General features: G+C 67.8%; 15 protein-coding genes. 7 read left to right on the top strand and 8 right to left on the bottom strand.

Annotated features, from left to right (window positions below):
* Positions 1-132 precede the first annotated feature (132 nt).
* The 4 genes from glnA (PWF70_RS15565) to PWF70_RS15550 all read left to right on the top strand — a co-directional run bounded on the left by glnA (PWF70_RS15565) (position 133) and on the right by PWF70_RS15550 (position 6,185).
* On the top strand, positions 133-1,473 hold the full coding sequence (gene glnA / locus PWF70_RS15565) for a type I glutamate--ammonia ligase (RefSeq protein WP_035752790.1): 1,341 nt from the start codon (positions 133-135) through the stop codon (positions 1,471-1,473).
* A 66-nt stretch (positions 1,474-1,539) separates the two neighbouring features.
* On the top strand, positions 1,540-4,551 hold the full coding sequence (locus tag PWF70_RS15560; RefSeq protein ID WP_081724809.1) for a bifunctional [glutamine synthetase] adenylyltransferase/[glutamine synthetase]-adenylyl-L-tyrosine phosphorylase: 3,012 nt from the start codon (positions 1,540-1,542) through the stop codon (positions 4,549-4,551).
* Positions 4,552-4,578: 27 nt separating this feature from the next.
* Positions 4,579-5,529, top strand: a complete 951-nt coding sequence (locus tag PWF70_RS15555; RefSeq protein ID WP_035752711.1) for an endonuclease/exonuclease/phosphatase family protein — start codon at positions 4,579-4,581, stop codon at positions 5,527-5,529.
* Positions 5,526-6,185: a biliverdin-producing heme oxygenase gene (locus PWF70_RS15550; RefSeq protein WP_081474291.1), complete on the top strand. Its 660-nt coding sequence runs from the start codon at positions 5,526-5,528 to the stop codon at positions 6,183-6,185. Before PWF70_RS15555 ends, PWF70_RS15550 begins: the two co-directional genes overlap by 4 nt.
* Before the next feature lie 22 nt (positions 6,186-6,207).
* Here PWF70_RS15550 and PWF70_RS15545 read toward each other — a convergent pair whose 3' ends face one another.
* On the bottom strand, positions 6,208-6,393 hold the full coding sequence (locus PWF70_RS15545) for a hypothetical protein (protein ID WP_006356812.1): 186 nt from the start codon (positions 6,391-6,393) through the stop codon (positions 6,208-6,210).
* 274 nt (positions 6,394-6,667) lie between these two features.
* The gene (glnA, locus tag PWF70_RS15540; protein WP_006867852.1) at positions 6,668-8,101 is read right to left on the bottom strand and encodes a type I glutamate--ammonia ligase; all 1,434 of its coding nucleotides are present in this window, start codon (positions 8,099-8,101) and stop codon (positions 6,668-6,670) included.
* Positions 8,102-8,423: 322 nt separating this feature from the next.
* On the opposite strand from glnA (PWF70_RS15540), the gene PWF70_RS15535 reads away from it, so the two are divergent.
* On the top strand, positions 8,424-8,927 hold the full coding sequence (locus PWF70_RS15535) for an RDD family protein (RefSeq protein ID WP_006356815.1): 504 nt from the start codon (positions 8,424-8,426) through the stop codon (positions 8,925-8,927).
* Between the two features lie 82 nt (positions 8,928-9,009).
* Here the strand turns inward: PWF70_RS15535 and PWF70_RS15530 are convergent, their stop codons facing one another.
* The 6 genes from PWF70_RS15530 to PWF70_RS15505 form a co-directional block, all read right to left on the bottom strand.
* Positions 9,010-9,753: a DUF4191 domain-containing protein gene (locus tag PWF70_RS15530; RefSeq protein ID WP_006356816.1), complete on the bottom strand. Its 744-nt coding sequence runs from the start codon at positions 9,751-9,753 to the stop codon at positions 9,010-9,012.
* A gap of 66 nt (positions 9,754-9,819) precedes the next feature.
* Positions 9,820-10,917 carry a lipoyl synthase gene (lipA, locus tag PWF70_RS15525; protein ID WP_006356817.1) on the bottom strand — a complete coding sequence of 366 codons (1,098 nt, stop codon included), beginning with the start codon at positions 10,915-10,917 and terminating at the stop codon, positions 9,820-9,822.
* Positions 10,914-11,630 (bottom strand): lipoyl(octanoyl) transferase LipB, encoded by a 717-nt coding sequence (gene lipB / locus PWF70_RS15520; protein WP_006356818.1) that lies wholly within the window; start codon positions 11,628-11,630, stop codon positions 10,914-10,916. The genes lipA and lipB overlap by 4 nt, the downstream gene beginning before the upstream one ends.
* Positions 11,627-12,523, bottom strand: a complete 897-nt coding sequence (locus tag PWF70_RS15515) for a TIGR01777 family oxidoreductase (protein ID WP_006356819.1) — start codon at positions 12,521-12,523, stop codon at positions 11,627-11,629. Before PWF70_RS15515 ends, lipB begins: the two co-directional genes overlap by 4 nt.
* Before the next feature lie 25 nt (positions 12,524-12,548).
* Positions 12,549-14,315 carry a 2-oxoglutarate dehydrogenase, E2 component, dihydrolipoamide succinyltransferase gene (sucB, locus tag PWF70_RS15510; protein ID WP_035752709.1) on the bottom strand — a complete coding sequence of 589 codons (1,767 nt, stop codon included), beginning with the start codon at positions 14,313-14,315 and terminating at the stop codon, positions 12,549-12,551.
* Positions 14,316-14,533: 218 nt separating this feature from the next.
* The gene (locus PWF70_RS15505) at positions 14,534-16,087 is read right to left on the bottom strand and encodes a leucyl aminopeptidase (protein ID WP_035752706.1); all 1,554 of its coding nucleotides are present in this window, start codon (positions 16,085-16,087) and stop codon (positions 14,534-14,536) included.
* Between the two features lie 88 nt (positions 16,088-16,175).
* Between PWF70_RS15505 and gcvT the strand changes: the two genes are divergently transcribed.
* Together gcvT and PWF70_RS15495 are read left to right on the top strand one after the other, a co-directional pair.
* Positions 16,176-17,279, top strand: coding sequence for a glycine cleavage system aminomethyltransferase GcvT (gcvT, locus tag PWF70_RS15500; protein ID WP_035752705.1), 1,104 nt, complete (start codon positions 16,176-16,178; stop codon positions 17,277-17,279).
* An 88-nt stretch (positions 17,280-17,367) separates the two neighbouring features.
* Positions 17,368-18,474, top strand: a complete 1,107-nt coding sequence (locus PWF70_RS15495; protein WP_035752784.1) for a branched-chain amino acid aminotransferase — start codon at positions 17,368-17,370, stop codon at positions 18,472-18,474.
* Positions 18,475-18,535 lie beyond the last annotated feature (61 nt).

Below are 18,535 nucleotides of genomic sequence, written 5' to 3'. Positions count from 1 at the left end.
CTGTTCGGAGGCATCCCATCCCGGCTGTCTTGCGTCTCATATGATGGGATGGCCTCGGCAAACGCGCAGGACAGCGAGTTGGTGTTATGCGTGTAACACGGATTTAACAGCCGACTTCTAATGTCGGCGACCATGGATCGCCAAAAGGAATTCGTGCTGCGGACCCTCGAAGAGCGCGACATCCGTTTCGTCCGACTGTGGTTCACCGACGTACTCGGTTATCTGAAGTCCGTGGCGATCGCGCCGGCTGAACTCGAGGGTGCCTTCTCCGAGGGCATCGGCTTCGACGGCTCGGCCATCGAGGGCTTCTCCCGTGTGTCGGAGGCGGACACCGTCGCCAAGCCCGACCCGTCGACCTTCCAGATCCTGCCGTGGACCACCTCGGCCGGCCGTCACCACTCGGCCCGCATGTTCTGCGACATCGCGATGCCCGACGGCACCCCGAGCTGGGCCGACTCGCGCCACGTGCTGCGTCGCCAGCTGAACAAGGCCGCCGATCTCGGCTTCAGCTGCTACGTGCACCCCGAGATCGAGTTCTTCCTCCTCAAGGACTCGCCGCTCGACGGTTCGGTGCCGACCCCGGCCGACACCGGCGGCTACTTCGACCAGGCCGTCCACGACGCCGCACCCAACTTCCGCCGTCACGCCATCGAGGCCCTCGAGTCGATGGGCATCTCGGTCGAGTTCTCCCACCACGAGGGCGCCCCGGGCCAGCAGGAGATCGACCTCCGCTACGCCGACGCGCTGTCGATGGCCGACAACGTGATGACCTTCCGCTACCTCATCAAGGAGGTGGCCATCAACGAGGGCGTGTGGGCCACCTTCATGCCCAAGCCGTTCAGCGAGCATCCCGGTTCGGCGATGCACACGCACATGAGCCTGTTCGAGGGCGACATCAACGCGTTCCACAATCCCGACGACCCGATGCAGTTGTCGGCCACCGGTAAGAAGTTCATCGCCGGCATCCTGCACCACGCGTCGGAGATCAGTGCCGTCACCAACCAGTGGGTCAACAGCTACAAACGCCTCATCCACGGTGGCGAGGCCCCGACCGCCGCGACCTGGGGCGGTGCCAACCGGTCCGCACTCATCCGGTTGCCGCTGTACACGCCGAACAAGGCGTCGTCGCGACGCATCGAGGTGCGCAGCCCGGACTCGGCCTGCAACCCGTACCTGACCTTCGCGGTCCTGCTGGCCGCCGGCCTGAAGGGCATCGAGGAGGGTTACGAACTCCCCGACGAGGCCGAGGACGACGTCTGGGCCCTCACGCCGGCCGAGCGCCGCGCGATGGGGTACCAGGAACTGCCCGGCAGCCTGGCCGAAGCGCTCACCAAGATGGAGAACTCGGAGCTGGTCGCGGAAGCCCTCGGCGAGCACGTCTTCGACTACTTCCTGCGCAACAAGTGGGCCGAGTGGACGGGCTACCGCAGCATGGTCACCCCCTACGAGCTGAAGAACTACCTGCCGCTGTAAGGGCCCGGGCCCTGTCGTTCGGGACCGCGATGTCGTCTTCGGTGGTGAAGCCGCTATTTTTGTGAAGTGACACGACGACCGGGACGCAGCGCGGTACCCAGTGCAGGACGGTTGGGTCTGCTCGACACCACCGCGCCGCAGAATCTCGCCGAACTCGGCTGGAACACGCCCGAGTCCGTCGACGTGCTGTGGGCGTTGTCGCGGGCACCCGACGCCGACCTCGCGCTCCGCACGCTCGTCCGGCTGCGCGGGGTGGTCGAGGACGAGTGGTCGGAGATCGACGCGGCGCTGCGGACCAACCGATCGTTCCGAGGTCGCCTCTTCGGTGTCATCGGGTCTTCCGACGCCCTCGCCGATCATCTCATCGCCGAGCCGTCGACCTGGCGTCTGCTGCTCGCCGACGAACTGCCCGACCGCGACGAGGTCGACCGCCGGATGCTCGACTCCGTCGGCGCCGAGGCCGTGCCGGGTGAGGTCGAGAAGGGCAACCGCGTCTACCGCGCGAAGCTCACCGGACCGAAATCCGTCGTGGCGCTCCGTCTGGCGTACCGCAACCTGATCCTGCAGCTGGCCGCGCACGACGTCGCCTCGACCGTCGAGGACGAACCGGTGATGTGGCTACCGGAGGTCGGCGCCTATCTGTCCGACCTCGCCGACGCGGCGCTGACCGCGGCACTCGCCGTCGCCTTCACCGAGGTGTGCGGCGGCGATCCGATCCCGGTGCGGATCGCCGTCATCGCGATGGGCAAATGCGGTGCGCGCGAGCTGAACTACGTGAGCGACGTGGACGTCATCTTCGTCAGCGACCCGGCCGACGGCGCCTCCTCCCGGATTGCCGGAGAGATGATGCGGATCGGTTCGCTGGCCTTTTTCGAGGTCGACGCCGCATTGCGCCCGGAGGGCAAGTCGGGCACGCTGACCCGCACGCTGGAATCCCATGTCGCGTACTACGAGCGGTGGGCCAAGACCTGGGAGTTCCAGGCGCTGCTGAAGTCTCGCGCGATGACCGGCGACATGGAACTGGCGAACGAGTACATCGCGGCGGTCAAGCCGATGGTGTGGAAGGCCGCCGAGCGTCCCGACTTCGTGCCCGAGGTACAGAAGATGCGACGCCGCGTCGAATCGCTGGTCCCGGAGGGGGAGCGCGAGCGCAATCTCAAACTCGGACAGGGAAGTTTGCGCGACGTCGAGTTCGCGGTGCAGCTGCTGCAGATGGTCCACGGCCGCGTCGACGAGGAACTCCGGGTGATGCCGACGGTCGACGCGCTCGCGGCACTGACCGCGGGCGGTTACGTCGGGCGCGACGACGGCGCCAATCTCAGTGCCTCGTACCAGTTCCTGCGACTGCTCGAACATAGGTTGCAGCTGCAGAAGTTGAAGCGGACCCACCTGCTCCCGAAGCCCGACGACACCGAGGGGCTGCGCTGGCTGGCACGGGCGGCCCACATCCGTCGCGAGGGTGAGCTCGACGCGACCGGCGTGCTGCGCGAACAGATCAAGCACCAGACCCTCCGCGTCCGACGGTTGCACCAGAAGTTGTTCTACCGTCCGCTGCTGGAGGCGGTCACCCGTTTCCGGCCCGACGAGTTGACCCTGAGCGACGAGTCTGCCGAGAGGCGTCTGGCCGCATTGGGTTACGCCATGCCCGACCGCGCGCTCAGTCACATCCGGGCGCTGTCGAACGCACCCGGGCGTCGCGGCCAGATCCAGCTGCTCATCCTGCCGCAGCTGCTCGAACACATCGGTGACACACCGGATCCCGACGCCGGTCTGCTCAACTACCGGCGGCTGTGCGAGGCGCTCGAGGACAAGGACTGGTTCCTGCGTCTGCTCCGCGACGACGGGGTGGTCGCCGAACGGCTGATGAAGGTGCTCGGCACCTCCGAGTTCATCGCGAACATGCTGATGCGCTCGCCCGAGGTGATCCACCAGTATTCCGACGGTCCCGACGGGCCGAAACTGTGCGCCATCCGGCCCGAGGACGTGGCCAAGGGGCTCATCGCCTCGACCGTGCGCCAAGAGGACATGAAACGTGCGGTCGCCGTGGCGCGTTCGCACCGTCGTGCCGAACTCGTCCGGGTCGCGTCGGCCGACGTGCTCGGTCTGATGGACGTGCCGACGGTGTGCAAGGCGCTGTCGAGCGTGTGGTCCGCGGTCCTCAATGCTGCACTCACCGTGGCGATCGACATCTCCGAACGCGATCGCGGGAAGCCCGCACCCGCACGTATCGCCGTGATCGGCATGGGCCGGCTCGGTGGCGGCGAACTCGGGTACGGCTCGGACGCCGACGTGCTGTTCGTGTGCCAGCCCAACCGCGACGCCGACGAATCCGAGGCCGTCCGGTGGTCGCAGACCATTGCCGAAACCGTCCGTTCGGCCCTCGGCAGCCCGAGCGCCGACCCGCCGCTCGAGGTCGACACCGGACTGCGTCCCGAGGGGCGCAACGGCCCGGTCGTGCGAACCCTGGCCGCCTACTCCGCGTACTACGCCCAGTGGGCGCAGCCGTGGGAGGTGCAGGCGCTGCTGCGCGCGCACCAGGTCGCCGGCGACGAGGCGCTGGGCATCGACTTCCTGCACATGATCGATCACGTGCGGTATCCGGCCGGGGGTGTCAGCAACGAGGCCGTCAAGGAGATCCGGCGCATCAAGGCCCGCGTCGACGCCGAACGACTGCCGCGTGGAGCCGATCCGGCGACCCACACGAAGCTGGGCCGTGGCGGTCTCGCCGACATCGAGTGGACCGTGCAGTTGCTGCAGCTGCGCTACGCCCACCGCTACCGCAGTCTCCACAACACCTCGACCCTCGAGTCGCTCGATGCGATCGGTGCCGCGGAGTTGTTGTCGGAGAACGATGTGGCGCTGCTCAAGAATGCGTGGATCACCGCGACCAAGGCGCGCAACGCCCTCGTGCTGGTGCGGGGCAAGCCCGTCGATCAGTTGCCGGGTCCGGGCAAACAGCTGCGTCAGATCGCGTTTGCGGCCGGCTGGCCCCAGGACCAGGCGTCGGAGTTCCTGGAGAATTACCTGCGGGTGACGCGCCGGGCGAAGGCCGTGGTGCTCAAGGTCTTCGGCGCGTAGTCGCGCTTCTGTTGTACGGGGGGACAGGTGAAGAGATTCCTGTGGGTGCCGGCGTACATCGTCGGCTGGGCGATGCTGGCCGGGGTGGTGCTGGCGGTGTGGCTGCACTTCTATCCCTCGCGCGGGAACGTTGCGCTGTATCTGACGAGCGGGGTGGCCTTCGCGCTCGTCCCGGCGCTGGTCGCCATCGCGATCTTCGCGGCGTTGCGCCGCTGGTTCATGCTGGCGATCGCGATCGTCGTATCCGGCGTGCTGGCCTACACCCAGATCCCGCTGGTCGTCCCGGCGAGCGCCCCGCAGGGCGAGGAGTTCACCGTCGTGTCCGCCAATCTGCTCTTCGGCGGCGGTGACATCGGTGCGCTGGAAAAGATCGTGGCCGAGGCCGATCCCGACATGCTTTCGCTGCAGGAGGTGACTCCCGAAGCGCTGCAACGGATTCGCGGCGGCAAGATCGCGCGTCTCCTGCCCAACGAGTTCGCCATCCCGTACTCGTACGCGGCGGGCACCGCGTTGTTCACCAGGGCGACCCTGTCGGATCGGTTCAACATCCCCGACACCATCCTCCACAACCTGCAGGTGCGCACCGACCTGCCCGGCGCACCCGGTACGCACGTGCTGGCCATTCACCCGGCCGCACCGCTGTGGGGGGAGAAGGACGGCTGGTTCCACGACATGGGCATCCTGGCCGACCACTTCGCGAAACTGCCCGCGGGGCGGGTGGTCGCCATCGGCGACTTCAACTCCACCTGGAACCACGCGACCTACCGCAAGCTGCTGACCAACGGGCTCGTCGACGGGACGGACGTGGCAGGCGCGGGCTTCCTGCCGACGTATCCGACGGACACGAGGCTCGGCAACCGTCCGCTCGTCGCCATCGATCGGGTCATCCTGCGCGGATTCGTGGCCACGTCGATGGACAGTCACTACCTGCCAGGTTCCGATCACCGGGCGCTGGTGGTATCACTGATTGCATCATGAGCGCCAGCATCTCCGGTCCCGACACCGCGGGCCCCAGCATTTCCCAACGGCTCCGAGAGGCGACCGCCGTCGCGCACCAGCAGGCCGAGACGGCTCCCTTCATCGACGACCTGATGTCGGGCCGCCTCGACAGCGGCGAGTACCAAAAACTGGCTGTGCAGCTGTACTTCGTCTACGAGGCCCTCGAAGCCGTCGGCGACGACCTGGCCGACGATCCGATCGCCGGAGCCGTGATCGACGACAAGCTGCGTCGGCTCCCGAGGCTCGGTGCCGATCTGGCGTCGTTCGGCGTCGACCCGAGTTCGTTCACCCCGCTGCCGGCCGTCGCCCGGTACGTCGAGGCCATCGAGGCCACGCGAGATGACCCGGCTCGCTATGTGGCACACCACTACACGCGATACCTGGGCGACCTGAGCGGGGGACAGGTCGTGGCCCATCGAATGCGCGAGCACTACGGTGTCGACGCTTCGGCGCTGAGTTTCTACACCTTCGACGAGATCGAGAAACTCAAGCGCTACAAGGATTCCTATCGCGCTCGGCTCGACGCCCTGCCGCTCGACGCCGCTGCCGTGGAACGGCTCGTCGACGAAGCGGTTGCCGCGTTCGGCCACAATCAGGCCGTCTTCGGCGACCTCGACTCGGCCAGCGCCGCCTGACAGCGGAAGTACCTGTTGGGGTTCAGTTCACCTGGAGCTTGACGGTGCGGTCCAGCACGACCTCGTGGAGGTCGTCGTTGCCCTTGACCAATTCGATGCGCAACTGATTGTTGTCGAGTCGGCTGGTGGTGCGAACCACGCGCGGGGTGCCCTCGAGGCTGATGCGATCACCGGGGACAAGGTCTTCGACGTACACGTCTCTGGTCATGCGACCAAACTAAGGCCCTACCTTGTGGTACGGCAGAGCAAGAAGTCACATTTGTGCGGCAGATCACAACACGGTCTGTTCAGGTCCTCGCAATGAGACGTTCGACTCCGTCGAGTATCACCATCATCAGCCCGAGCTCCAGTTCCTCGCCGGAGTCGGAATCCTGCATCGAGGGGTCGGCGAACGCCGCGGCGAGGAAGCGCGCAGGCGCCCCATCGACGACGAACGCCCCGTCCGCGAGAACGCGGACGGGGCGTCGTGACGAGTGCTTGGATCAGCAGTCGTAGTACAGCGAGAACTCGTACGGGTGCGGACGGATCTGCACCGGCTCGATCTCGTTCTCACGCTTCAGCGCGATCCAGGTCTCGATGAGGTCCTCGGTGAACACGCCACCGGCGGTGAGGTACTCGTGATCCTCTTCGAGGCGGTCGATGACAGCGGCGAGCGAGGTCGGCGCCTGCGGGATCGACTTGGCCTCCTCCGGCGGGAGCTCGTAGAGGTCCTTGTCGACCGGCTCGTGCGGCTCGATCTTGTTCTTGATGCCGTCCAGGCCGGCCATCATCATCGCGGCGAACGCCAGGTACGGGTTGCCCGAGCTGTCCGGGCAACGGAACTCGAGGCGCTTGGCCTTCGGGTTGTTGCCGGTGATCGGGATACGCACACAGGCCGAACGGTTGCGCTGGCTGTAGACCAGGTTGATCGGGGCCTCGTAGCCCGGGACCAGACGCTTGTAGGAGTTGACCGTCGGGTTGGTGAACGCCAGCAGCGACGGGGCGTGGTGCAGGATGCCGCCGATGTAGTAGCGAGCCAGATCCGACAGGCCTGCGTAGCCGGCCTCGTCGTGGAACAGGGGCTTGCCGTCCTTCCACAGCGACTGGTGGGCGTGCATGCCCGAGCCGTTGTCACCGAAGAGCGGCTTCGGCATGAAGGTGACCGACTTGCCGTTCTGCCATGCGGTGTTCTTGATGATGTACTTGAACAGCTGCACGTCATCGGCCGCGTGGAGCAGCGTGTTGAACTTGTAGTTGATCTCCGCCTGACCTGCAGTGCCGACCTCGTGGTGGCCGCGCTCGAGCTCGAAGCCCGAGTTCTGCAGGTTGGTCGACATCTCGTCGCGCAGGTCGACGTAGTGGTCGTATGGAGCAACCGGGAAGTAGCCACCCTTGGGGCGGACCTTGTAGCCCAGGTTGGGGCTGCCGTCGGGATCGCTCGGCGAGGCGGTGTTCCACCAGCCCGACTCCGACTCGATCTCGTAGAAGGTGCCGTTCATCTCCGAGCCGAAGGACACCGAGTCGAAGATGTAGAACTCGGCCTCGGCGCCGAAGAAGCAGGTGTCGGCGATGCCGGTCGAGGCCAGGTAGTCCTCGGCCTTGCGCGCGACGTTACGCGGGTCGCGGCTGTAGGCCTCACGGGTGAACGGGTCGTGGACGAAGAAGCTGATGTTCATCGTCTTCGCCTTGCGGAAAGGATCGATCCGCGCGGTGGCCGGGTCGGGCAGCAGCATCATGTCCGACTCGTTGATCGACTGGAAGCCGCGCACCGACGAACCGTCGAATGCCAGACCGTCCTCGAACACGCTCTCGTCGAACGCCGAAGCGGGGATCGAGAAGTGCTGCATGACACCGGGCAGGTCGCAGAATCGGATGTCGACGTACTCGACACCTTCCTTCTTGATGCCCTCGAGTAGTTCTTCTTTACTGCTGTACACCGTGCGGTGACTCCTTCGTGATCGGGTGGTCAGTGGTACTGACACGCCACACACATCCGCCGCCGAGAAACAGCAGCGGATCTCAGCGGCAACCGTATGGAGGCGAAGTTGCCCAGGCGTCAAGTCCGTGTTTCCCCCGTGTTACACACCGGTGTTCTTGGCAACACACGGCTCATACCTCGGTGAACGCACTCGGCGGATCCCACCCTAGCCCGCTGCGGGCACCGGGGCGGGCGGTAGGGGTAACGGCCCCGACTACGATGGACCCAACGAACGCCGTGGTCGTCGACGGCGAGCCACGGTCGCGAGAGGAGTCATCACGATGGGACGAGTAACCGGTTCCTGGCTGTCGGGACCGCAGATCGGTCCCGGCGACGGCGTCGACAACGATTTCCGCGGTCAGGACCTCGGTCTGCCCGCGTCCGGACCCGGCTCGCTGGCCACCGGGTGGCCGCGCGTGGCAGGCCTGCTCGTCGACTGGCTGATCGCCGGTGGGCTCGCGATCCTGTTCGTCGGATTCGAGTCGTCGGTCCTGGGCACCACCCAGCTCGGCATCTGGTTCGTGATGGGAATCTTCGCGGTCTCGCTGTTCGGCTTCACCCCCGGCCAGTTCGTCGTCGGGATGCGCGTGGCCCGTGTCGACTTCGGGCCCGAGCGCAACGCCGCCGAAGCCGCCGGCAAGGAGAGCCCCGCGTCCGTCGGCATCGTGCGGGCCTTCTTCCGCCAGTTGCTGATGGTGTTCCTGGTGCCGGCCCTGATCAACGACTACAACGGCCGCGCCCTGCACGACCGCGCGACGGGCACGGCGATCGTCCGGACGCGCTGAGCGTTCGGTAAACCCACCACGAATCCGTAAAGCCACCGCCCGTGCGGGCGGTGGCTTTACGGAACAAGGGTGGGTTTGCGAATCAGCCGCGACGACGCGCGGTGCGCTGCATGCTCTTCATCTTCGCGTTGCCGGGCAGCGGGCCCTTGGGCATACCGGGACCGGGAGCCTTGCTGCTGAGCGCGGCGAGACGGCCCTCGAGGGTTTCCATGCGCTTGCGGTCGATGTTGCTGGGCAGCTTGTTGATGTGACGCTCGAGCTTGGACAGCGGGACCTGGCCGTCGTCGTTGCCGACCATGATCTCGTAGATCGGGGTGTCGCCGACGACGCGGGCGGCCTTCTTCTTCTCCTGGTTCAGCAGGGACTTCACGCGGGTCGGGGAGCCCTCACCGACGAGGATCACGCCCGGCTTGCCGATGACCCGGTGCACGGCGTCGAGGTGCGAGGTGCCCGAGACGGCCTGCGCGACGCGCCACTGGCCGCGCATGTTGCCCAGCGCCCATCCGGCGGCACCGGGCTGGCCCTCGGCCTTGGTGTAGACGTTCTTCTGCACACGACGGCCGAACAGGATGAACGCACCGAGCACACCCAGCACGAGGCCGAGCGGGATCAGCAGCCATGGCGAGCCCAGCAGGAAGCCGAGCGCGGTGAACACGGCGATGGACAGCACGATCACACCCACCATGTAGGGGATGAGTCGCTTGTCTTCCTTGCGCTGCATCTGGAACGCCTGCCACAACTGCTGGCGCCGTTCCTTCGATGCAGCCTTGCGGGCCTGCTTCTTAGCGGCCTTTGCTTCCTTGCTCACGGACTGCGCCTTTGCCATACGGCCAGTTTACGTCCGGTCGTCAGGTGACCTGCCGCATGGTCGGCAGGCGGGGTGCGGATGCGGTCAGCGCGCGAGGCGAGCCATCAGGCTGGACGCCTCCTGGCTGGCGGAACCCTCGGCAGCGAGGTGTGCCAGGGCGGGCGAGATCTCGCGGCCGTGATGGGCCATGGCCTGCGCGTACAGGCGGCCGGCGCGATAGGACGACCGCACCAGCGGTCCGGCCATGACTCCGGCGAAGCCGATCTCCTGGGCGAACTCGGAGTGGTCGACGAACTCCTCCGGCTTGACCCACCGCTCGACGGGATGGTGCCGCGGCGAGGGACGCAGGTATTGGGTGATCGTCAAGATGTCGCAACCGGCCTCGTGCAGGTCGATGATGGCCGACTGCACCTCTTCGGGGGTCTCGCCCATGCCGAGGATCAGGTTCGACTTCGTCACCAGGCCGAAATCGCGAGCGGCGGTGATGACCTCGAGGGAGCGCTCGTACCGGAACGCCGGACGGATGCGCTTGAAGATGCGGGGCACCGTCTCGAGGTTGTGGGCGAGCACCTCCGGCCGGGCATCGAAGACCTCGGCCAGCAGGTCGGGCTTGGCGTGGAAATCCGGGATCAGGTTCTCGACGCCGGTACCGGGGTTGAGGCGGTGGATGGCGCGGACGGTCTCGGCGTAGAGCCACGCACCCTCGTCGGGCAGGTCGTCGCGGGCGACTCCGGTGATCGTCGAGTAGCGCAGACCCATGGCCTGGACGCTCTCGGCGACGCGCCGCGGCTCGTCACGGTCGAGTGCGGCGGGCTTGCCGGTGTCGATCTGGCAGAAGTCGCAGCGTCGGGTGCACTGCTCGCCGCCGATGAGGAAGGTGGCCTCGCGGTCTTCCCAGCATTCGTAGATGTTGGGGCAGCCCGCCTCCTCGCAGACGGTGTGTAGGCCCTCGCGCTTGACGAGTCCCTTGAGTTCGGTGAACTCCGGGCCCATCGTCGCGCGGGTCTTGATCCAGCTGGGCTTGCGCTCGATCGGGGTCTGCGCGTTACGCACCTCCAGGCGCAGCAGTTTGCGGCCCTCGGGAGCGGGCGAAGCGGGAGCGGTGGTCTTCGGTGCGGTAGCCGAGGCCGGGGGTGTGGCGTCGGGGGCACCGGGTCCGGGGGTGAGGGGGGACGCGGTCACCGAACCGATCCTACGCTCGCCGTCGTGGGCCTCTCGGAGGCCGTCGGAGCGGCCTCCCGCGGGGTGTCCAGGGCGTCGAGCACGGCGGCCGCGACGGTGTCGAGCAGGGAGGCCACCGAGATCGGTTGTGCCAGTTCACGGGACAGCGAGGTGACGCCGGCGTCGGCGATCCCGCACGGCACGATGGCCTCGAAGGCCGACATGTCGGGGTCGATGTTGAGGGCGAACCCGTGCAGCGCGACGCCGCGCGCGACGCGGATGCCGATCTGGCCGAGCTTTCGTTCACCCGCGTCGTCGTCGATCCACACGCCCGAGCGTCCCTCGACGCGACCGGTGGTGACGCCGAGGTCCGCGCACACGGAGATGAGAGCACTTTCGAGGCGTCGCACGTACTCGACGACGTCGAGCGGTTCGGCGAGCTTCACGATCGGGTAGCCGACGAGCTGTCCCGGTCCGTGCCAGGTGATGCGGCCGCCGCGGTCGACGTCGATGACGGGTGCGCCGTTGGTGGGGCGATCGGCGTCCTCGGTGCGTTTGCCCGCGGTGTAGGTCGACGGGTGTTCGAGCAGGAGTAGGACGTCGTGGTCGAGCGTGCCGTCGGCGCGCTCGGTCGCGAGCCGGTGCTGCATGTCGTAGGCGTCGCGGTAGTCGACGGTGCCCAGGCGCCGGACCTCGACAGGTGCCGAGTCGGCGCGGACGGAACGATGGGTCATGATGCCGGCTTCGTCGCGTAGGTCAGGGCCTCGCGGATTTCGGGGTGGTTGAACGTGAATCCGTGGTCGGTGAGCACGCGGGGTTCAACGCGTTGACTGAACAGAATCATTTCCTCGGCCATCTCGCCGCCGACGCGGCGTGCCACGAACTCGGGCACCTGCATCACGGCGGGGCGGTGCACGGCCTTGCCGAGTGCCTTGCAGAACTCGCCGAAGGGCAGCGATCCGGGAGCACTCAGGTTGACCGGGCCGGCGATGTCGGGGGAGTCGAGGAGGAACTCGATCGCCCGCACCTCGTCGATGAGGCTGATCCAGGAGAAGTACTGCTTGCCGTTGCCGATCGGACCGCCGAGCCCGAGCTTGAACAGCGGGCGGAGCTTGCCGAGCAGACCGCCCTGCGAGCTGAGGACCGGCGCGGTCCGGAGCAGGACGACGCGGGTGTCGGGGCCGGCGTTGGTGGTCGCGGCCTTCTCCCAGTCGACGACCAGCTCGGCGAGGAAACCCTTACCGGGACCGTCGGTTTCGACCGCGGCCCGGGTTCCGGTGTCGCCGTAGAAGCCGGTGGCGCTGGCGCTGATGAAGGTCGGGATGCCGAGATCGCGCACGGCCTCGGCGAGCACCTCGGTCGGAGTGATGCGGGAGTCGCGCAGCTCCTGCTTGAATCGGCCGGTCCACCGGCCGTTACCGACGCCGACCCCGCCGAGCGAGACCACCGCATCGACGCCCTCGAGGCTCTCCGGCGGCATCCCGATGGTCTCGGGATCCCAGCTGAACTCGTCGTCGGCGAGCGCCTCGCGGCGGACCAGACGGATGACCGTGTGGCCCGCCGCGCGCAGCGAGTTGACCAGGGCGTTCCCGATGAGGCCCTGTGATCCTGCGACGGCTATACGCATCGAACGCCTCGACGTCGTCGGGTGCCTAGAGGCCCAGGTCCGCGGCGAACGAGGCCTCTTCGAGGCGCTTCTTCACGGTGGTGAGGAAGCGGCCCGCGTCGGCGCCGTCGATGAGGCGGTGATCGTAGGTCAGCGGCAGGTACGACATCGACCGCACCGCGATCGACTCCGAACCGTCCTCGTCGGTGATGACGACCGGACGCTTGACGATCGCACCGGTACCCAGCATCGCCGCCTGCGGCGGGACCAGGATCGGGGTGTCGAACAGGGCGCCCTGGCTACCGATGTTGGTGATGGTGAAGGTGCCGCCGGCGAGCTCGTCGGGCTTGAGGCCGTTGGAGCGTGCACGCGCGGCGATGTCGGCGATGGCGCGGGCGAGGCCGGCCACCGACAGGTCGTCGGCGTTGTGGATGACCGGCGACAGCAGACCCTGTGGGGTGTCGACGGCGATGCCGAGGTGCACCTTGTCGTAGTAGGTGATCTCCTTGGCGTCCTCGTCGATCGACGCGTTGACGTTCGGGTGCGCCTTCAGAGCCTCGACGACCGCCTTGGCGATGAACGGCAGGAAGGTCAGGTTGACACCCTCGGACGCCTTGAAGTTTTCCTTGGCCGCCTTGCGCAGGCTGACGATCTTGCTCATGTCGACCTCGAACACCTGCGTGAGCTGAGCGGACTGCTGCAGCGACTCGCGGGTCTTCTTGGCGGTGATCTGGCGGATCCGGTTGATCTTCTGGGTGGTCCCGCGCAACTCGGCGAGCTCCGGACGGATCTCCGGCGATGCCGACGACGACGAAGAAGATGCGGCGGCGGCCGGCTCTGCCTTCTGCTCCGGGGCGGCGGCCGGCTTCTCGGCGGCCTCGGCCGCGGCCAGCACGTCCTGCTTGCGGATGCGGCCACCGACGCCGGTGCCCTTGATCGAGTTCAGGTCGATGTTGTTCTCCGCGGCCAGCTTGCGCACCAGCGGGGTCACGTACGGCGTCGACTCGACGGTCGGCGGGTTCGACTTCGCCGGGGCCTCGGCCTTCGGCTCTTCCTTGGGCTCGGGCTCCGGTTCCGGCTCGGGCTCTTCCTTCGGTTCTTCCTTGGCCTCCGGCTCGGGCTCGGGCTCCGGCTCGGGCTCGGGCTCCGACTCCTTCTCGGCCGGCGCGGCCGAGGCGTCACCGATGACGGCCAGCTTGCCGCCGACCTCGACGACGTCGTCCTCCTGGGCGAGGATCTCGAGCAGGGTGCCGGCAACCGGCGAGGGGATCTCGGTGTCGACCTTGTCGGTGGAGACCTCGAGCAGCGGTTCGTCCGCGGCGACCTCGTCACCGACGGCCTTGAGCCAGTTGGTCACCGTGCCCTCGGTGACGGACTCGCCGAGCTCCGGCATGAGGACGTCGGTGCCCTCGGCCGAACCGGAACCGGTATCGGCGGTGGGCTTCTCGGCGGGTGCCTCTTCTTCGGTGGACGGCTCCTCGGCCGCCTCCTCGGGCTCGGGCTCCGGAGCGGCCTCGGTGGGCTCGTCGCCCCCGGCCGAATCGTCCGAGCCGGAATCGTCGGAACCGGAATCGTCGGCGTCGCCGATCAGTGCGAGTTCGCCACCGACCTCGACGACGTCGTCCTCCTGGGCGATGATCTTCGTCAGCACGCCCGACGTCGGGGCCGGGATCTCCGTGTCGACCTTGTCGGTCGACACCTCGAGCAAGGGCTCGTCGGCCTCAACGGTGTCGCCCTCCTCCTTCAGCCACCGGGTGACTGTCCCCTCGGTGACACTTTCACCAAGGGCGGGCATCTGGACGGAGAAGGCCATCGTTGTGAACTCCTGAACTCGACGTGGTGGTCTGTAGGGGGTGGCCCGTCGGTGTGTGCTCCGTGGGCACGGGGGTGGGAAGCGGTCAGGGGACCGCCGAGATGGGTGGCGGGTCAGCCACTCATCCCCGCGGATCACCCTACCCGTACGCCGCTCCGCCGACCGGATTCGGCTCGTACTCGCGGGTAACGATTCTCAACCGGCGACGGCATGACATCTCAGCCGTTGGTTGCGATGTCCTCGAGGACTGCCGCGATGGTGCGGACGGGTACGCCCGTGCCGCCCTTGGTGGTGTAGCCCCACGGTCCGCCGGTGTTGAACGCCGGTCCGGCGATGTCGATGTGGGCCCACTGCACGTCCTCCGGGACGAACTCCTTGAGGAAGATGCCCGCGGCGAGCATGCCGCCCCAGCGGTGCGGGGTGACGTTGGCGAGATCTGCGACCCGGGACTTGAGGTCCGCGCGCAGCTCGGCGGGCAGCGGCATCGCCCATGCGTTCTCGCCGACGTCGGCCGACCGGGCGGCGACGCGGTCGCGGAACTCGTCGGTGCCCATGACACCCGGGGTGCGGGTGCCGAGCGCGACCATCTGCGCGCCGGTCAGGGTCGCGGTGTCGATGAGGTAGTCGGGGTCGTCCTCGGCCGCGCGCACGATCGCGTCGGCGAGGATCAGCCGGCCCTCGGCGTCGGTGTTGAGGACCTCGACCGTCCGTCCGCCGTACTGGGTCAGCACGTCGCCGGGACGCTGGGCCGTCGACGACGGCATGTTCTCGGCCATCGGCACGGTCGCGGTGACCGAGACGTCGAGGTCGAGCCGGGCGGCCAGGATGGTCGCGGCGATGACCGCGGCTGCACCGCCCATGTCCGAGGTCATCTGGTCCATGTTCGCGGCCGGCTTGATCGAGATGCCGCCGGTGTCGAAGGTGATGCCCTTGCCGACGAGGGCGACCTTCTTGGTCGCCTTCTTGCCCGTGTGGGTCAGGCGCACCAGGCGGGGGAGACGTGAGGAGCCCTTGCCGACGCCGATGATGCCGCCGTAACCCTGGGCCTCGAGTTCCTTGTCGTCGAGGATCTCGACCTTCAGGCCGGCCTTCGAGCCGAGCGTGCGGGCGCGGGCCGCGAACTCCTCGGGGAACAGGTGGCTCGGCGGGGTGTTGACGAAGTCGCGGGCGATGGCGACGGAGTCCGCGACCGCGATCGCGCGGTCGAGGTCAGCCTTGGCCTCCTTGGACTTCGACTCCACCAGCAGTGTGATGTGTTGCGGCGGTGTCTTCTTCGGCTTCGACGACTCGGAGCGGAACTCGTCGAACCGGTACGCGCCGAGGAACAGGCCCTCGGCGGCGGCGGCGAGGTCGACCGACGAGAGGGTGGTCGCCACCGACTCGAGGCCGTCGAGTTCGCGGGCGACGATGCCGGCAGCCTGACGAACCTGGTCGGCGTCGTCGAGGTTGTCGGCGTCGCCGAGACCGACCGCGACGACGAGGTCGACGGGCAGCGACTCGGGTGCCGCGAGGCGGGTGACCTCGCCGTGCTTACCAGTGGCGCCGAGGGCCGTCAGTGCGGCGGTGATCGCCGCGGCCTGGGCGTCGTCGAGCACGCCGTCGCCGATGGCGAGCGTCGGTTCGGCGGTGGATTCACCCTTGCCGTCGGCCTTCTCGTCGCCGTCCGGCGCACTGATCAGGCCGATGACCAGGGCGGTGTCGCCCTTGCCGATCGAGGTGGACAGGTCGAATTCGGGGCCGCGTACGCGGTCGACGGTGTCGTTCTTGCTCATCCGCTCAACTCTGCCACAGCGCGCCGGATGTCGACGGTGACCGCGGGACCGGCCCGCCCGGCGGGTGCGGCCCGATACCGTATGGGCCATGAGTGAACTCCTCGCGGGACCCATCGCCGACCGTCACGCAGCACTCGGTGCGAGTTTCGCCGAGTTCGGCGGCTGGAACATGCCGGTTGCTTATGCGGGCACCGTCGCCGAGCACACCGCGGTCCGTGAGTCGGTGGCGATCTTCGACGTCAGCCACCTCGGCAAGGCGCTGGTGTCGGGTCCCGGCGCCGCCGCGTTCGTGAACTCGACCCTCACCAACGATCTCGGCAAGATCGGTCCCGGGAAGGCGCAGTACACGCTGTGCTGCAACGAATCCGGTGGTGTCGTCGACGACCTCATCACCTATCTGGTGAGCGATGACGAGGTGTTCCTGGTCCCCAACGCGGCGAACACCGCGGCCGTCGTCGCGCAGATGACGGCCGTGGCGCCGGAGGGGATCTCGATCACCGACCAGCACCGCGACTTCGCGGTCCTCGCCGTGCAGGGGCCGCGCTCGCCGGAGGTCCTCACCGGACTCGGCCTGCCCGCCGACATGGAGTACATGGCATTCGCCGATGCCGAGCTGTCCACCGCCGACGGCGACAAGCCGGTCCGCGTGTGCCGCACCGGATACACCGGCGAACGCGGTTACGAGATCCTGCCCCGCTGGGACGACGCCGGCGCCGTCTTCGACGTGCTGCTCGAGGCGATCACCGCGGCGGGTGGGCAGGCCGCCGGCCTGGGTGCCCGCGACACCCTGCGCACCGAGATGGGTTACGCCCTGCACGGTCACGAACTCAACTCGGAGATCACCCCGGTGCAGGCGCGGTCGAGCTGGGCGGTCGGCTGGGACAAGCCGTCGTTCTTCGGCCGCGACGCCCTGCTCGCCGAGAAGGAGGCGGGCCCGGCGCGTCGTCTCTACGGACTGAAGGCGACCGGCCGTGGTGTGCCGCGCGCCGACTGCGCGGTCAAGCTCGGGGACAGCCGGATCGGGGTGTGCACCTCCGGGACGTTCTCGCCGACCCTCAAGCAGGGAATCGCGCTCGCGCTGCTGGATACCGCCTCGGGCGTCAAGAAGGGCGATCAGGTGGTCGTCGACGTGCGCGGACGGGATCTCGCCTGCGAGGTCGTCATCCCGCCGTTCGTGCCCTCGCACGTGTGACCGCGGTGTGCCGCAGGTCCATGGGCCCGCCTCGCACGCATCGGACGGGCGCGGAAATGCTTTTGCGGCCAGCGGTACCATGGGCCGCATGACCTTGGAGTTCAACCGTACCGAGCATCCCCATCCGGTGTCGGAGAACCGTCGGGCGGAGATTCTCACCGCCCCGGGATTCGGCCGCTACTTCACCGACAACATGGTGATGGTGGACTACGACGCGGACAAGGGTTGGCACAACGCGCAGGTACGGCCGTACGGACCGATCGCCCTCGATCCCTCGGCGATGGTGCTGCACTACGGTCAAGAGGTCTTCGAAGGTCTCAAGGCCTACCGTCAGCCCAACGGGTCGATCGCCGCCTTCCGCCCGGAGGCCAACGCGGAGCGGATGCAGCGCAGCGCCGAGCGTCTCGCCATGCCGGCGCTCCCGGTCGAGGACTTCATCGAGTCGCTCAAGGCGCTGCTCGACGCCGACAACGCGTGGGTTCCGCCGTCAGGCGGTGAGGAGGCGCTGTACCTGCGGCCCTTCATGTTCGCCTCGCAGGCGGGCCTCGGCGTCAATGCGCCGTCGTCGCAGTACATCTACTCCGTCATCGCCTCGCCGGCCGGCGCCTACTTCTCGGGCGGCATCAAGCCCGTCAGCGTGTGGCTGTCCACCGAGTACGTGCGCGCCGCGCCCGGTGGCACCGGCTTCGCCAAGTGCGGCGGCAACTACGCCGCGGCCTTCCTGGCGCAGCGTCAGGCCACCGAGCAGGGTTGCGACCAGGTCGTGTGGCTCGACGCCATCGAACGCCGCTACATCGAGGAGATGGGCGGCATGAACCTGTTCTTCGTGTTCGGCTCCGGCGCCGACGCCCGCCTCGTGACCCCGGAACTCTCGGGTTCGCTTCTCCCCGGCATCACCCGCTCGTCGCTGCTGACGCTGGCCACCGACGCCGGTTTCGCGGTCGAGGAGCGCAAGATCACCACCGAGGAGCTCCGCAAGGGTGTCGCCTCGGGAGACATCACCGAGGTCTTCGCCTGTGGCACCGCCGCGGTGATCACCCCGGTCGGTCACGTCAAGGGTGTGGGCGAGGACTACACGATCAACAACGGTCAGACCGGTGAGGTCACCCAGGCCCTCCGCGACACCCTCACGGGCATCCAGCGCGGCACCTTCGCCGATACCCACGGGTGGATGACGGAGCTGTACCGGGCCTGAGTCCGACCGCAGCACAGACGTTTCTGGCGCCACGATCCGCTGATCGTGGCGCCAGAACCAT

Origin of the sequence: Gordonia sp. Swx-4, from assembly GCF_030316175.1 — a bacterium.
GTDB lineage: Bacteria > Actinomycetota > Actinomycetes > Mycobacteriales > Mycobacteriaceae > Gordonia > Gordonia alkanivorans.
The sequence above is the reverse complement of the archived record's forward strand: the minus strand, read 5'-3'. Positions and strand labels throughout refer to the sequence as shown.

Bases quoted from the DNA above. Each gene is read 5' to 3' on its own strand.
- glnA (WP_035752790.1), top strand. From the start codon at position 133: ATGGATCGCCAAAAGGAATTCGTGCTGCGGACCCTCGAAGAGCGCGAC.
- PWF70_RS15550 (WP_081474291.1), top strand. From the start codon at position 5,526: ATGAGCGCCAGCATCTCCGGTCCCGACACCGCGGGCCCCAGCATTTCC.
- PWF70_RS15545 (WP_006356812.1), bottom strand. From the start codon at position 6,393: ATGACCAGAGACGTGTACGTCGAAGACCTTGTCCCCGGTGATCGCATC.
- PWF70_RS15535 (WP_006356815.1), top strand. From the start codon at position 8,424: ATGGGACGAGTAACCGGTTCCTGGCTGTCGGGACCGCAGATCGGTCCC.
- PWF70_RS15530 (WP_006356816.1), bottom strand. From the start codon at position 9,753: ATGGCAAAGGCGCAGTCCGTGAGCAAGGAAGCAAAGGCCGCTAAGAAG.
- lipB (WP_006356818.1), bottom strand. From the start codon at position 11,630: ATGACCCATCGTTCCGTCCGCGCCGACTCGGCACCTGTCGAGGTCCGG.
- PWF70_RS15515 (WP_006356819.1), bottom strand. From the start codon at position 12,523: ATGCGTATAGCCGTCGCAGGATCACAGGGCCTCATCGGGAACGCCCTG.
- sucB (WP_035752709.1), bottom strand. From the start codon at position 14,315: ATGGCCTTCTCCGTCCAGATGCCCGCCCTTGGTGAAAGTGTCACCGAG.
- PWF70_RS15505 (WP_035752706.1), bottom strand. From the start codon at position 16,087: ATGAGCAAGAACGACACCGTCGACCGCGTACGCGGCCCCGAATTCGAC.
- gcvT (WP_035752705.1), top strand. From the start codon at position 16,176: ATGAGTGAACTCCTCGCGGGACCCATCGCCGACCGTCACGCAGCACTC.
- PWF70_RS15495 (WP_035752784.1), top strand. From the start codon at position 17,368: ATGACCTTGGAGTTCAACCGTACCGAGCATCCCCATCCGGTGTCGGAG.